The organism is Sphingobium sp. KKT206, assembly GCF_055640555.1.
This window is the reverse complement of the sequence record NZ_CM145765.1, coordinates 443,557-457,881: the sequence shown is the minus strand read 5'-3', so window position 1 is coordinate 457,881 and position 14,325 is coordinate 443,557. Positions and strand designations below refer to the sequence as shown.

Genomic DNA, 14,325 nt, shown 5'->3' with positions numbered 1-14,325 from the left:
TCGCTCCTACCGGCCCGCGCCTAGATTGTTGCCCGCTTATCATTGTCTAACAAGGAGGCAAATGTCATCATTCTGGAGCTATCTGCGGTGAGTGTTAGTCTGATCTCCAATCGACAAGGCGATTAGCCGCCACGATACATATCTCCTTTTAACGACAGCCACCCTCAGCCGGGCTGTCTCCAATTGCCCGACGCTCTTCCTCAAAAATGCGCACGACGGGATCCCTGAACGGCAGCTTATTCCGATGGAGCGCTCCGAAGCGGACAGCCCGGAAAGTCCCAGTCCTTGCCGTCTAGCTGCTCAACAGGCGGGCCAGCGATTTACCTCACACCGTTCGCCTCGCAACGCGCCGCCACCTCGCCCACGGCTGCCCGGTAATGTCGACACACCCGCTCCTCGCGCATTCCAAAACGCCGTGATACTTCGGCCACGCTCATTTTTCGTCCGACGACAAGAATGAGTATGCCGCGCGTCAGCGGCTCCATTCCGGCGACAACTTGCCTGATCCGCGCAGCTTCCTCGCTGCCCCCAGGGCCAATCGGTTCGGCTATCATCTGCAGGTCAACAGTATCGAGATAGCGGTCGATCCGCGCGCAGCAACGGTCATCGTCCGCCAGGTTTTGAAGGCACAAAATCAATTTCGCCAATGCCTGGCGCAGGACAGTTAGATAGGTCACATCAGGACACTCCGCAAATCGGGTTCAGTCCCTCCAGGGACACCCAACCCACTCTCCCTCCCCTTCTAACCCCTGGAAATGCTGTTTCCCGTGCGGGAGGCATCACGCGTCCTGCCTGTCCCCTACCCTCTTTCTCCTCGCCACCTCCCAGCTTCACACCCCGCCCTCACCGCTGCGACAGCGATCACCGCCCGTAGGGCCGGGATCGGCGCAGCCGAGCCCGGTCGGCGCGGCGGCACGCCGTGCCGACACGAGCGCGATGCCCGCGCAGCGGGCAGTCGCCCACCCCCTGCTTCAGCTGCTAATTCGCTTCGTAAAAACGTCATAATGGGTTTCTTAGGGGGTTGCGCTGCCCCGCCAATCCGGCAAGGTAGCCCCGCTTCTGTTGAAAGCGCAGAAGTGGGGCTTAGTAACCCCTGCATATACAGCTCGGTCGCAGTTTCACTGGGGCCGGGTGGCATGCGCGTATGTCCAGCCGGCAACGGTAAAGGCGCATGCGCCTGTGTGTATGCCAGGTTACTAACATCCGGCTTTGGCCGTCGCCCCGAGAGGACATAGGTGCGACGAATGAGCCAGGGCAGAAGCGAGGATCGCCTGCGCGATCCGGTCATAACCAGAGATTCCGGCAGGTTCAGCTTCCCGGAATTCTACACAAGGGAGAAGCCCCGCCTCATGCGCTTCTTCGCGCGCCAGCTTGGCAATCAGGCCGATGCCGACGAACTCGCCCAGGAAAGCTTCACCCGATTCGTGCGCGCAGCGCCCGCACAAGCGCTTGCCAGCCCGCAGGCTTACCTCACGCGCATCGCGACGAACCTGCTGCGCGATTTCGTCGAGCGCGGATCGACCCTGTTGTCGAAACGCACCAAGCCGCTCGACGATGGCCTGCATGCAATTGCCCCATCCGACACCCATCGCGAGTTGCAGGCAAAGCAAGATCTGGCGCGCTGGACGCTGATCCTCAACCAACTTCCGCCACAAACGCTCGATATCTTCATGCGCAATCGGGTCGAAGGTCAGACCTATGTCGCGATTGCAGCGGAGCTCGATCTTCCGCTCTGGGTCGTGCAGAAACAGATGCTCAAAGCCATTCGCCATGTTACCGCCTATCGCGAGGCGAATGATGACTGACCTGCCTGCCGATCATGATCCCCACGAAGGATCGCGCGATGCCCATGAATGGGCCATGCTGATCATGGCCGACGCGGACGCTGTGCCAGATCCCAGGAATCTCGACAGGCTGGGTCCACATCAGCGTGCCTTCGACGTCTGGATCGCCGAAAACCCTTCCCGTAAGCTCGCCTATCTGCGCGTGGTAGACACCGTGCAGCAGGCAAGCCAAGCCGCCGTACAAACGCATTCGCGCAGGCCTCTCCTGCACCAGACGCGAAAAGTGGAAAGCCGTCCACCACGGCTTCTCCTCGCCGCATCAGTGGCGCTTTGCCTCCTTGCGGCAACGGGTCTGCTTTGGCGTTCAACCGATGCACCGCCCTCGCTGATCGGGCAGAGCGAGGCGCGCACGCCGCTGGAGACACGGGTCGGCGAGGTGCGCACGGAGCGCCTTGAAGATGGCAGCTCTATCTTATTGGATACCGACACGTTGGTTCTGATTGGATATACTGCCGAGCGCCGCACGATCGAACTCAAGCGTGGACGTGCCCGCTTCACCGTTGCCAGCCAGACGGCAAGACCCTTTTTGGTACATGGGGGCGGCATTGAGGTGACGGCAGGCGTCGGCCAGTTCGACATGACGATCCGTAAGGGCGCACGCGTTCATGCCATCGAGGGCGAGGTCAATGTCACACTACCCCGCACTGACCCGCGCCAGCTGCCCAAAGCCCTTACATTGCATTCCGGCCAGCTATTGACGCTCAAGGCTGGACAAATCCCGGATTTTTCCGTCAATCCTGCCAAACGGTCAGAGCAGCAATGGGTGAGCGGCGTGAAGAGCTATGATTATGTCCCGGTCAGCGACGTCATCGCCGAAGCAAACAGCTATAGCGAGACCAAGATCGTCCTGGCTCAGCCAATGCTAGGCACGCGCGAGATTTTCGCTGACATCGAAATCCGCAATATTGAGCGCGTTGCCCAAGCCCTGAGCAGCTTTCTCAACCTCAAGATCGAACGAACCCAGAAAGACATATTGCTGCTCACCGCCGAAAAATAATGACGCATTGCAGCTTTAGATAGGCACGCGCCCGTCTTCCGTTCTGAGCCTCAATAAGAGGCCCTGCGGAACAAGGGGGCAATTTTCATGCGTATCGGTAAAATTGGGCTTCTCAGCGGCGTTGCACTGTCCATGTGCATTCTGGTTCCCCAGATCCATGCCCAGGAAGCACCCAAAAGCTACGATCTGCCTGAGCAGGATCTTGGCGATGCGCTGCGCGCCATAGCCAGGATGAGCGATTATCAACTCGTTGCCGATGGCCGGTCGCTCAAGGGTCGTCGCGCCCCGCCTCTTGCCGGGGCCTACACGCTCGAAGACGCCGTGGCTGCCCTCCTCGCGCCTTCGGGCCTCACCGCTGACATCAGGGAGCGCACCATCACCCTGCGGGGGCGAGAAGCGCCGTCGCGCGAGGCGGTAACAAGCGCGACGGACATCGAACTGTCGGTCACCGGATCCCGCATTCGCGGCGCGAAGCCAACATCTCCGGTAATATCGGCCAGCCGCGAAAAAATCGTCGAGCTCGGCCATAGCGACCTTGGATCATTCGCACGGAGCATCCCGCAAAATTATAATGGCGGCCAGAACCCCGGCGTGGTGTCCGCTCGGCAGAATGGTTCGGAAAATGTCACGTCGTCGTCCGCCCTTAACCTCAGAGGACTGGGCGCAGACGCTACGCTCACTTTGCTAAACGGACATCGGCTTGCCTATGACGCGGTGAGCCAGGGCATCGATATCTCGGCTATCCCGCTGGCAGCGGTCGAGCGGGTCGAAATTGTCGCTGACGGCGCATCGGCGCTTTATGGTTCCGATGCGGTCGGCGGCGTCGCCAACATCATCCTCCGCCGCGATTTCGACGGCCTCGAAACCAGCGCGAGAATTGGCGGCGCGACCGATGGCGGGGCGTTCCAGCAGCAATATAGCGGGGTGACGGGTCGCCGATGGAAGAGCGGCGGCATCATGATCGCTGCTGATTTCGCCAAGGCGACCGACGTCTCTGCCGGCCAGCGTTCCTACACGCATGGCGCCGTGAACCCTGAAATGACCATATTTCCGTCAAACAAGCAATTGAGCGCTGTAGTTGCAGGCCATCAATCCTTGGGCGACGTTATGGAGTTCGGGCTCGATGCCCATTATATCCGCCGTAAATCCAGTTTCTCACTGCCCAATGGCAGCGGCACCAATATTCAGTCCGGCGCCATCGCCTCCCCGGACGTCGAGAGCTGGTCCATCAGCCCGTCCCTCACCTTCCACCTGCCTACCGACTGGGAAATGACCGCCCGCTTCACGCGCGCTATCAGCGATAGCGGTGTCAAGGCGGAAGTCTTCTCAGGCAACAGCCGGTTGTTCGTCAACGATGTGCGCTACAAGAATGATCTTTGGTCAGCAGAGTTCAGCAGTGAAGGCCCTCTCATTTCCTTACCAGGTGGAGAGGCACGTGTCGCGCTGGGGGCCGGACTGCGTGCCAATGGCCTGGATGGCTCGATCTTCAGAACGACGTCCGCTGCAACCTTTGCCATCCAAAATTATACAGACTCGCAGACCGCTCTATTCGCTTATGGCGAGATGTTTCTACCGCTGATCGCTGGCGCAAATGCATTGCCACTCATTCACGCGCTACAGATCACCGGCGCGTTGCGATATGAACGCTATGACAAGATGGGCAGCCTTGCGACACCCAAGCTTGGCATTGCCTATCAGCCGATCGCCGATCTGACGCTCAAGGCCGCGTGGGGGAAATCGTTCAAGGCGCCGACGCTCAGCCAATTGAATATCGCTCCGCAGGCGACGATGTACGCTTCAAGCCGATACCTGCCAGCGCCCCCAACCAACGAAAATGTTCTGCAGATCGACGGAAGTCGAAAGGCGCTGGAGGCTGAAAAGGCCAGGACCCTTACATTCACCGTCCAGTTGGAGCCTTCATCGATAGCGGGTCTGAAACTCGAGGCCAGTTTCTTCGACGTCCGCTACAAAAACCGCGTAACCTATCCCATAGCGTCCAGTTCGCAGGCATTCAGGAACGAATATGCCGACCTCATCATTCTCAATCCGACCCTCGATCAGGTATTGGCGGCAACTGCCAGCCTGCCGCTCGGCGTTCAAAATCTAAGTGGCACCGCGTATGATCCTGCAAATCTTGCTGCGATCGTCTACACCGGATATCAAAATGTCGCCCGTCAACATATACAGGGGGTGGATAGTTCGGTCGCCTATGCCTTCTTTTCCGGCAGCAGCGATTTCAAGCTTGAAGCCAATGCCAGCTACCTCAAAAGCGATCAGCAGCTAAGCGCGGGGCAACCCGTCTTCGAACAGGCCGGCACCATATTCCGACCACCGCACTGGCGCGGGAGCGCGAACGCTAGCTGGAAGCGCGGCGAGATAAGCATAGCGATCGCCTATAATTATCTTGGCGGCACCAAAGACAGCCGAACCAGCACGACCTACCGGGTCAAAGCCTTTCATTCGGCTGACGCCACCATTGGTTGGAAGCCTCAAGGTAGCGGCCTCTGGGCTGGTTGGTCATTCCTGCTTGCGAGCCAGAACATCTTGAATCGGAAGCCGTCGCTTATTCGCACGACAAGCGTCGCCCTGCCCAATTATGATGCGACAAATTATCCCGCGATCGGGCGCACCATCAGTCTTAACCTTTCCAAGGCCTGGTAATGCTCATCTCCCTCGCGATGAGCCTTGCTGGCGCAGCTACGGCCGCCCTGCCGGCCGTAGCTGCGGATCTGGATTGCGCGAAGATGTTGGTGGTTCGCCGGTTGGCGGGAGCCCCTCGCCCCATCGAGGCCACCGATCTCATTGAAACCCTGGATATCGGCTCCAATGGCGGGATGGAAAGCGATCCTGTTTTCACCCTTTCACCCGATCGATCGCGCCTCGCTGTTGCCGTGCGAAGGGCCGACGGGAGGTCCAACAGCTATTGCTCCGGCATCTATATCGTCGACCAGAATGGGCAAGCATCGCTGATCGACGCGGGACCCGGCGTCGCCTTCTGGCGCTATGATAATTTCTTTGGCACGCGAGGATTTCCCACTGGTGTCACCAAGGTCATCACGCCTCTTTGGTCTTCAAACGGAGACAATCTGGCTTTCCTGAAGCTCGTCAATGATCGGTTGCAATTGTGGCGTTGGGATGTGGGGGGCCATAGTCGCCCCGTCGCAGCACCAGAAGATGACATTGTCGATTTTCGCTTCGGGGCCGACGGCAAAGGCCTTGTGTACAAGCAGCGCGCGGATGGTCCGCCGACGGAAGAGCTGAACCAGGAAGCGCTGCGGGGCTACCGGCTCGATGAGCGCTTCTTTCCATTCGCGTCGCGCGCGCCCTTTCCGCGCGGCGGTGCTTCCTATCGCTTTTATAGAGTGGATCTGGACGGCAGCGCTCGCGGGCCAGCAACTGAGGCGGAGATCGCCGCCTTCGCCAACGATCGATCCGCGGCGCTGCGCAACGGCGCGATAATGGTCGATGTCAAGGCGGATGCCGAGGGCATGGGCCGGATCCATATGCTGATCGGGACGGCGGAGCAGTTTTGCCGCAGCGCCAGCTGCACCGACATCGAAGGTCAGCCATGGGTCACGCAGTCCGGACATATCCGGTTTGTACGGCGAGAGGGATGGGGCCGAAGCCTCGCTGCCATTTACGAATGGAAGGGCGGCGACACCGATCCTGCCCGCCTCTTCCAGACGAGCGACCTGCTCAAGGGATGCGTACCCATCGACGATGATGTCCTGTGCGTGCGCGAAAACGCGACCCGGCCCCGATATATAGACAGGATCAGGCTGCAGGACGGCAAGAGCAGGACCATCTTCGAGCCCAATCCCGATCATGCAAAGATCGTCCACGGTAGAGTTGAGCGGCTGCAATGGACCAATGCGATGGGAATCCCCAGCTATGGTGATCTCGTCTATCCACCGACATTCCAGCCGGGCCGCCACTATCCGCTGATCATTACCCAATATGAAAGTAGGGGTTTTCTGCGCGGGGGCACGGGCGATGAATTCCCCATCCAGCTTTTCGCAAAGGCAGGCTATCTGGTCCTCAACATCGAGCGCCCCCAATCGCCCGTCTCCGCCAAACAGCTTGCGCCACTAGAAAGGCAAAGACGCGAAAATGCCGACTTTCTCGCACGGCGTAATATCCTGTCGACGATAGAAACCAAAGTCTTGGAGCTGATCAACACAGGCCTGGTCGATCCGGACAGGATCGGGATTACTGGACTCAGTGACGGCTCGACAACGACACAATTTGCGGCGCTGCACAGCCAAATGTTCAATGCTGCATCGATCAGCGGCTGCTGCTGGGAGCCCTCCCAGACCTGGCTTCTGGGTACCGCCATCCAGCAACATTATCAAAGCATAGGCTGGCCTGCTTCCCCAGAAGCCAGTTCAGCCATCTGGTCGCAAATGTCGCTTTCCCGCAATGCCAGCCGCGTTGCTTTCCCCATTCTCATGCAAGTGGCTGATGGTGAGCTTTACCCCATGCTGGAAGCTGTCCGCGCGCTCCGCGCTGCCAATAGTCCGGTTGATGTCTATGTTTTCCCTGACGAACTCCATATCAAGCGCCAGCCAATCCACCGCCTGAATGTCTATCGCCGCAATCTACGATGGTTCGATTTCTGGCTGATGGACAAGATGCCCGCCGATGGCATCGAGCGTGAGGAAGCGTCGCGCTGGGCGCAGATGAGGAGAGATTGGAAACAAGGCGGGATAGATTTGCCGACATCGGATTAGATGCTCAGCGCGCTACATAGCCGCTACATCATCCGCGCCAATGTTCGATCCAGGCTTCCATGTCGAGCAGAGCCGATAGGCGCATATAGCTCAGCTCTAAGCCGGAATCGGATACCAATGCTGCGGCTAGAGTGTCGGCGTCAACCATGCCCCGCGCGACCAGCTCGCCGTCCATCAGGCGGTCGCGGATGTCCTTCCTTTTGCTGCGGAGAAGAGCGATTGCAAAACTGCTTGGACTGCCCTTGCGCCGCCGGTCCCGGATGATCGGCGGCAATACATCATGATAGGCCTTGCGTGCGACGGCGCGGTCGCGGCCGCCCTCAACCATGTGCCAGCCTGGTATTGCAAGCGCCAGTTCGACAATGGGCTGGGAGATGAGCGGATTTATGAGCGGCATGTCGAAGGCGCGCAGATAGCCCTCGATGTGATTCTGGATGCGCAGCAGAAAAGCGACATGCCCTACCTTGCCTGCGCGCGAGCCATCCTGCTCTTCAAGCCACGGATGTGACAGCGGCCTGGACATTATGTCTTGCCGGGCCTCACGCGTCATGAATTGAAGATTATACTGCCAGGCATAGGGTCTTTTTAGCTGACGATATTGACGTACGACCTGCCACAAGACCGTCCATGCCGATATCTCCAATTTTCCGGCAATATCGCGCAATGTCCGCAAGGCGTCGGTACCAAGGCCTCGAGCTCTCATGCAATCCAGCAGCGGGCGCAGCGAATTGCTGTTGTAAAAGACATTGTCACCGCCACTGCCGGTGTAGATCGCATCGGTTTCCGCCACCCCTGCCACACGCATCGCCGCGGCGTGAAAAGCGGTTTCATGGATCAGGCCAATCGGCTTGGGAAAATGCCTGGCGCTCGACACGGAAAGGTCGATGTCAGCCAGATCATAGTCCTCCTCTATCAGCGAAGCACCGACAGCGCTGGCCATAGCATGGGCATAGTCCCGTTCATTCCCAAGCCCATCCCCGGCGCTGATCGTAACACAGCTAAAGGGCCTTTTGCTTGTTCCCAAAGCCGAAGCGACAATTGAGGAATCAAGGCCACCCGACAGGGTTAAAAGCGCAGAGCCTGTCGTTGACGCCCATGATGCAACGCAATGATCTACAGTCCGCTTTAGGCGCTCCTCCATCGCCGCCGCGCCAGGCCGCTCTACCGGCGATATATGGTCCCAGGGTGACCAGAAGCTAGTTGCACTGCTCTGCCCCTCCGTAAGACGCTCATAGGTTCCCGGCAAAATTTCCCGAACAAGTTGGATCGCCGTCGTTGCAGCGGGCAAATCTTTCGCGGCGAGATAGCGCGGTATTTCATCCCACGCGATTGTCGGCTTCAAAAGACCGGCGGACACGAAGAGAGATATGTCGGACGCCGCTGCCCAGCCACCCGATACCGGGATAATATAGCCGGGCATCGCGCCGGAGGGATCCCGCATCATTGTGAAACCGCCGCCATCGGCAAGCAGGGCGACATATCCACCCCAAAAGCGGTCACGCAGCGAACCTATGGGATCAGATTGCGCCAAAGACTCGATCGCTAGCGCATCGTCTGGTGCTATTCTACGGGCAGGCCCATATTTTTCAAACAGGGTGCCAAGGATATACCCCCCGCCACCCGGTATGGTCAGAACATCCTCGATCGACCGGGCAAGGATCGCGAGCCCTTGCTGCTGGATGGCGTGACGCAGGCCGGTCGCGCTCTGCGCTCGCTGGATCAGCCCGTCGAGCGCAACCTGCGCCGAACTCGAAAATATGAGAAACTGACGCAGCATCAGACGCAAAAAATTGGCTGGAAGGGTCGGATATTCTCAAGTCGGTCATTGAGGACGGTATCGCCGGACTGCACCCAGCAATGCGCAGAGAAAGGTTGGGCACTTACGCCCATCACCAATGTCGCGGCCATGCCAGATGCACGGACCATATCGACATAGGCGATCGAGCTTGAGAGGCAATGGCGATGCCGGGGGCGCAATGGCGCAGTCGCAGCAAATGCCTGGCTCAAAGCAATGAAATCCTCCGCACGGCTGGCGGTAGTGGCCGGACGGCGCGTCCCAAGTCGGTTGATAATCACCTCGAAACTGGACAGGCGCAGCCACACAATTGCACGAAGCTGGCAGAGGATGCATCGCATCGCATAGCGGACAAAGGGCGATGACGGTTTGAAACAGATATCCCTGGTTGCCCTTTCGATAGCAGCCGGGCGGATTGGCGCGCAGGCGCCATCGCAGCGGATGAGAATGCGCGCGCGCTCCAGCTCCGCGAGTTCAGGCACGGGCTTTTCATCCTGCGAGAATTTTTGAAAGGCGCTGTCCCATTCCGGTTTGAGCGCGAAATAACGGTCGCCGGGCACATCGAAGAATATCGTGCGACCTTCGGACACGCAAAAATGAAGACCATTGCGAAGCCTGTAAGCCATGCTCGCACCTATTGCTGAGTGGCGAGAAGAAAGGCGCGCATCGCCAGGGATGCGCGCCTTTCCGCGATCAGTCGTCGGCAATGCCCATTTGCCGGATTTCGGTGCCCAGACTGTCGGCGTTGCCGACGCCGGCACCCTTTGTCTCCACCGAGGCAGCGCCCAGATCGACGACCAGTTCGTCATGTTCGATGATGTTCGTCATGTTCATCTCCATCACAAAGCCGCACTATTTGCGGCGTCCATAATGGTAGGCGGCAGTTGACATATATCCGATCTTATATGCTCCCATTCTGACAGTTTATAAGCTTGATTAGTCAATCGACTCACAGTCGTTTAGTCTCCGGCTTGTTAAGCCGTTCATTTAGCGCCGTTGCTAAATCCTCACTCCTCTGGTGGCAGCCAATGAAATCTCATCAGCGTGTAACAGACGTCGACGGTGATATTGCCACATCGCGACACGCGTCGCATTCCTGTTACCCGAGCGGGTGACGTTCCAGAGGGTCGCGAGTTCTTCGCCCTGCCGTCCGATCCCCCCCTCATGGAGCCTCAGGACGGCGAGTCGCTCTCCCGCCTGGATGATGGCGTCGAGATGCTCGCCATTGGGCGAACAACCTGCCAGCAACGCGAAGAACTCGGCCGCAGCGTCGGCGATGGCAGCACCATCGGCGCTCTTGCTGACAAGCGCAACCGGCGGAGCGCCAATCTCCTCAAAACGGATCATCACCTTCACGATCAGGCGAACAATGTCAGCATGCCAACTATAGAGATGAAAGGCGCTGCGCTTGCTCAGGATCGGAATCGCGAAGCCCCCACCGCCCTGCATGTCGACAAGTCGCTCGCCGACCAGCCGGTTCAAAGCATCGCGGACTGGGGAAATACTGGTCCCGAACCTGTCGGCAAGGGTGTGGGCGACCAATGGCAGGCCCGGTTGAAACTTGCCTGCCATGATCAGTTGCTTGATCTCCCGGTGAACCCGGGCGGCCGTATAGGCGTCAGGCGCCATGGCCCCACCTATGCTGCAGAGCCTGAGTCTGCCGGACCATTTTGCCCACCACCAGTCGGGCGGAGAAAGGTCCTCAGGCTCAGGCCAGATATGAATTCTATGCAGCGGGCTTCGAGTTCATACATGTCATCGAGGAAAAAATGGCGTGGAAAGTGCATATGATGCTCCAGAAACAGCATGGGAATGAGGAGATGCGCCGCCGAAAGGCCAAGGGCGTGCGTGCAGGCGACATGATCGTCGAAACGGGACTTCGGGTTGCCCGCCTCAATTTCGCGCAGCCAGCGCACGCCGATCCCGACATCGGCGGCAAGTTGCTGTTGGGTTATACGATGGCGCCTGCGCCGTTCTTCAATGCGGCGACCAGAGATCGACTTGACCTCGGCCAGTATCGACGCCCCCTCTTCAAAGGCGCCACCTTGAGATGAGATCATCAGGTCCTCCCTGATCGCGTCTCAAAGCGTCCATGCACGTTCCAACGACCGCAGATTCGCGTGGATGACACAACGCGTCAAATATATTCGTTTCCATTTTGAGACTATTGATTTCTCCCTTAGCGCCGTTGCGCTCGGGATAGGCAGACATGGCGTTCCAGTGCCGCAATTGTCCTGATCGGATCAGATCTCTCGCTGTCGGTCGAACCTGCTATTTCTTTTCGATGCGCGCCTGCACGCGCTGCCAGGCATTGGCAAGCTCATGATCTTCGCAGCTTTCCATCAGCGCGATCGCCAGATTGTGCAATGCCCCTGCAGAGAGACGGACACCGATCAAATCCGATTCCGCGAGCCGATTGAGGATGGATCCTGTCGTGCTATTGAGCACAGCGGTTGCCCCGACAAAATGCTCGCATTTGCCTGACAGGCGCTTGAGCGATGGCATGGCCAGCTCTGCTACGAGCGCGCCGGTTTCGACCTTTTCCATGAGCATCACAGCAACGCCCAGGGTTGCGCCATAGGGAATGAAGCTCCTGGCGATCCGGGCGAGACGGTGGTGCTGGGCAAGGAAGAGGTCTGTCCCCTCCTCCGACAAGCGCAGCCGGTACGTCCGCGAACGATGCCCTGTCATGCCCCAAGCCCTTTGCGATTCGGGTGGATGCCCCCCTGATCAAGACGACCGAGCGCGAATTTGAAGTCGCTCACGTCCGATTTTTTCTGAAGTCAGCGCAAAAAGCGGCACTGAGATGCCGATTTCGGCACTTCAGTGCCGCTTTCGGCATCTCAGTGCCCTCCCCATTGCGACCCTCAAAAAGCTGGCGCAACTGATGGCCATAGCGATGCGGACGACGAATTTCAGGCTGCTGCGGCAGAGAAAAGCCCAAGCCTGACCGTCATCTTGCGTCGCACCGGAGGGCTGAACGCCTTCGCAACAGGAGACCTATATGAGACTGGCAATTGGGCCTGCCGTTGCGGCAGGGATGGTATCGGCTGCCTTGCTGGCGCCGACAATCGGGTGGGCGCGCCCGGCGGCAATGCCGGCGGCCCTTACGCCCCTGGCGCATCTCGATATCGGAGAGGCGAACGGGCAATTTGTGATCCGTCCTATTCCGGCTGCATCCCGGACCTCGCCTGATCTCTTGCCGATTGGCGTATCGATCAGGATCGATGCACGCCTTATTGACGCCCAAGCCCGGCGTTACGGGGAATTGGCCCGATGAGATACGCCCCTGCGCTAACCGCCCTCGCCTCCATTTTCGCGCTTGCCGGTCCCAGCCAAGCGGAGGACGCGACGTCGGAACCCAGCCTTGCCATTGTTGCAAAAGCCGCTGAGAAACAGCTGCGCCAGACCTTCACCAATCTCCAGTTCGAGGATTTCGGGCCATCGCCGGTCGCAGGGCCGATTTATCAGGCAAGTGCCGGGGGCCGGCTTATCTATTATGCCCCGCAAAGCGAGCATATCCTCTTTGCGACCATCTATGATCGCAATGGTCTCAACCTCACTGCGCTGGATCAGGAAAACCGGGCGCGCAAGCAATTATCCGCGATCGATCCGGCGCAGGCGCTGGCGATTGGCCCGGAGAATGCGCCCATAATCATCGAGTTTACCGATCCCGACTGTCCCTATTGCCGCGCGCTCGACCGCTTCTGGGCGACTAAGGCTGCCGAAGGGAAGCCGGTGCGCCGCCTCATCTTCTTCGTGTCGGGCATTCACCCGGACGCCGCATCAAAGGCCGAGCATATCCTTTGCTCGCCTGAACCGGCAGCTGCGTTCAAAGCCATATATAATGGCGCGAAACCGGCAAAGCTGGAGACCTGCCCCAAAGGACGCGCGAAGGTTGAAGCCGATAGCGCGCTGGTCCGCAAGATCGGCGTGAGCGGGACCCCCACCCTGATCGCCAATGGCATGATCATTTCAGGGTTCCAGCAGGCGCAGCTGGAGGCGTTTCTCGATACGCCACAAAGTAGGCCACTGGGAAAGCCCCCTTCGAAGGCACTGCCCGATGCACACCGGTGATGCCTCTCATCCTGCCATGGATCCCTTGTCTCCTGCCCGTGCGGGAACAGGCGGACCGGAATGCCGGCGGTCGCGCGCTCATGGAGCTGTCCCATGCGACCCTCGGCATGCCAGCGAGATCATTCGCGGGCGAGGCGTAGCTGCGGACGGCTCCCTTTTCGATGGAGACCAAAGATGATGACCCTATCGCGCAAACGCGCGCTTGCCCTTGCCGACCATGGCACCACTGCCCTTGTGGCGCTGCTCGCCATGACCGGTATCGCCCATGCTTTTTCCGCGCCCGCCGCCGGCGACCTTGGCTACGATATTTACGACATCGTGGTGAACCAGGGCGTCAAGGGACCGCTGGGCTTTGTCGGCGGCGTTGCGGCATTCCTCTTTGGCGTATCGCGCCTCTTTTCCAATATCATGATCGGTATCCCGACCATCGTGGCGGCGGTCTGCCTCATCAAGGCCGACAGCATCCTACAGTCCTTCGGGATGACCATCTGACCTGATTGGCACGGGTTTCGGGTTTTCGCCCGAACGCCCTGCCTTCGAAGCTGGAAAGCCAATGGTGGCTTTTCAGGACGCCCCGCCGTGCGGGTAGCGAAGCCTGAGGAGAAGGGTATCATGGACGAACGTCTGCCCCAGTATTTGCATCGGCCTGTCCAGATTCTTTGGTTTGGGTCGGACGAGTTCATACTGGTCATGTCGACCATCTTCGTCGGACTAATCGTTGGCGGACTGATCGGCTGGTCGCTCGTTGGTGCCCTTCTCCTTTTCATCCCCTGGAAGCGGTCGAAGCCCCGCGGTTTCCTGCCACATCTCGCCTGGCGCTGGGGATTGCTGTCCTTTCCCCATTATCCAGGGCCCACCCAGACCCGCTTCTACGAGTGAGGG

14 protein-coding genes are annotated in these 14,325 nt (G+C 59.1%); 7 read left to right on the top strand and 7 right to left on the bottom strand.

What is annotated here, in order from left to right:
* Nucleotides 1–320 precede the first annotated feature (320 nt).
* Nucleotides 321–677 carry a hypothetical protein gene (locus tag ACZ2HM_RS20080; protein WP_217884268.1) on the bottom strand — a complete coding sequence of 119 codons (357 nt, stop codon included), beginning with the start codon at nucleotides 675–677 and terminating at the stop codon, nucleotides 321–323.
* A gap of 567 nt (nucleotides 678–1,244) precedes the next feature.
* On the opposite strand from ACZ2HM_RS20080, the gene ACZ2HM_RS20075 reads away from it, so the two are divergent.
* From ACZ2HM_RS20075 to ACZ2HM_RS20060, 4 genes are all read left to right on the top strand, one after another.
* Complete coding sequence (locus ACZ2HM_RS20075) at nucleotides 1,245–1,805, top strand: RNA polymerase sigma factor (protein ID WP_086486075.1); 561 nt, start codon at nucleotides 1,245–1,247, stop codon at nucleotides 1,803–1,805.
* A complete protein-coding gene (locus ACZ2HM_RS20070; RefSeq protein WP_470427312.1) occupies nucleotides 1,798–2,841 on the top strand; it encodes a FecR family protein in 1,044 nt (347 codons plus the stop codon). The genes ACZ2HM_RS20075 and ACZ2HM_RS20070 overlap by 8 nt, the downstream gene beginning before the upstream one ends.
* An 87-nt stretch (nucleotides 2,842–2,928) precedes the next feature.
* Nucleotides 2,929–5,502, top strand: a complete 2,574-nt coding sequence (locus ACZ2HM_RS20065; RefSeq protein WP_470427311.1) for a TonB-dependent receptor domain-containing protein — start codon at nucleotides 2,929–2,931, stop codon at nucleotides 5,500–5,502.
* Nucleotides 5,502–7,571, top strand: a complete 2,070-nt coding sequence (locus ACZ2HM_RS20060; protein WP_130752827.1) for an Atxe2 family lasso peptide isopeptidase — start codon at nucleotides 5,502–5,504, stop codon at nucleotides 7,569–7,571. The genes ACZ2HM_RS20065 and ACZ2HM_RS20060 overlap by 1 nt, the downstream gene beginning before the upstream one ends.
* A 28-nt stretch (nucleotides 7,572–7,599) precedes the next feature.
* On the opposite strand, the gene ACZ2HM_RS20055 is transcribed toward ACZ2HM_RS20060, so the two are convergent.
* The 6 genes from ACZ2HM_RS20055 to ACZ2HM_RS20030 form a co-directional block, all read right to left on the bottom strand.
* Nucleotides 7,600–8,928 (bottom strand): asparagine synthase-related protein, encoded by a 1,329-nt coding sequence (locus tag ACZ2HM_RS20055; protein WP_470427310.1) that lies wholly within the window; start codon nucleotides 8,926–8,928, stop codon nucleotides 7,600–7,602.
* A gap of 419 nt (nucleotides 8,929–9,347) precedes the next feature.
* Nucleotides 9,348–9,992 (bottom strand): lasso peptide biosynthesis B2 protein, encoded by a 645-nt coding sequence (locus ACZ2HM_RS20050; protein ID WP_165418740.1) that lies wholly within the window; start codon nucleotides 9,990–9,992, stop codon nucleotides 9,348–9,350.
* 67 nt (nucleotides 9,993–10,059) lie between these two features.
* Nucleotides 10,060–10,194, bottom strand: a complete 135-nt coding sequence (locus tag ACZ2HM_RS20045) for a benenodin family lasso peptide (RefSeq protein WP_119748366.1) — start codon at nucleotides 10,192–10,194, stop codon at nucleotides 10,060–10,062.
* Between the two features lie 171 nt (nucleotides 10,195–10,365).
* Nucleotides 10,366–10,995 (bottom strand): GntR family transcriptional regulator, encoded by a 630-nt coding sequence (locus ACZ2HM_RS20040; protein ID WP_130752829.1) that lies wholly within the window; start codon nucleotides 10,993–10,995, stop codon nucleotides 10,366–10,368.
* Between the two features lie 8 nt (nucleotides 10,996–11,003).
* Nucleotides 11,004–11,426 carry a helix-turn-helix domain-containing protein gene (locus ACZ2HM_RS20035; protein WP_130752830.1) on the bottom strand — a complete coding sequence of 141 codons (423 nt, stop codon included), beginning with the start codon at nucleotides 11,424–11,426 and terminating at the stop codon, nucleotides 11,004–11,006.
* A gap of 211 nt (nucleotides 11,427–11,637) precedes the next feature.
* Nucleotides 11,638–12,057 (bottom strand): hypothetical protein, encoded by a 420-nt coding sequence (locus tag ACZ2HM_RS20030; RefSeq protein ID WP_130752831.1) that lies wholly within the window; start codon nucleotides 12,055–12,057, stop codon nucleotides 11,638–11,640.
* Nucleotides 12,058–12,642: 585 nt separating this feature from the next.
* Here ACZ2HM_RS20030 and ACZ2HM_RS20025 point away from each other — a divergent pair.
* The 3 genes from ACZ2HM_RS20025 (at nucleotide 12,643) to ACZ2HM_RS20015 (ending at nucleotide 14,322) form a co-directional block, all read left to right on the top strand.
* The gene (locus ACZ2HM_RS20025) at nucleotides 12,643–13,443 is read left to right on the top strand and encodes a DsbC family protein (protein ID WP_130752832.1); all 801 of its coding nucleotides are present in this window, start codon (nucleotides 12,643–12,645) and stop codon (nucleotides 13,441–13,443) included.
* Between the two features lie 174 nt (nucleotides 13,444–13,617).
* Nucleotides 13,618–13,935, top strand: a complete 318-nt coding sequence (locus tag ACZ2HM_RS20020) for a hypothetical protein (RefSeq protein WP_130752833.1) — start codon at nucleotides 13,618–13,620, stop codon at nucleotides 13,933–13,935.
* Between the two features lie 120 nt (nucleotides 13,936–14,055).
* Complete coding sequence (locus ACZ2HM_RS20015; RefSeq protein WP_086486402.1) at nucleotides 14,056–14,322, top strand: type IV conjugative transfer system protein TraL; 267 nt, start codon at nucleotides 14,056–14,058, stop codon at nucleotides 14,320–14,322.
* Nucleotides 14,323–14,325: the final 3 nt, after the last annotated feature.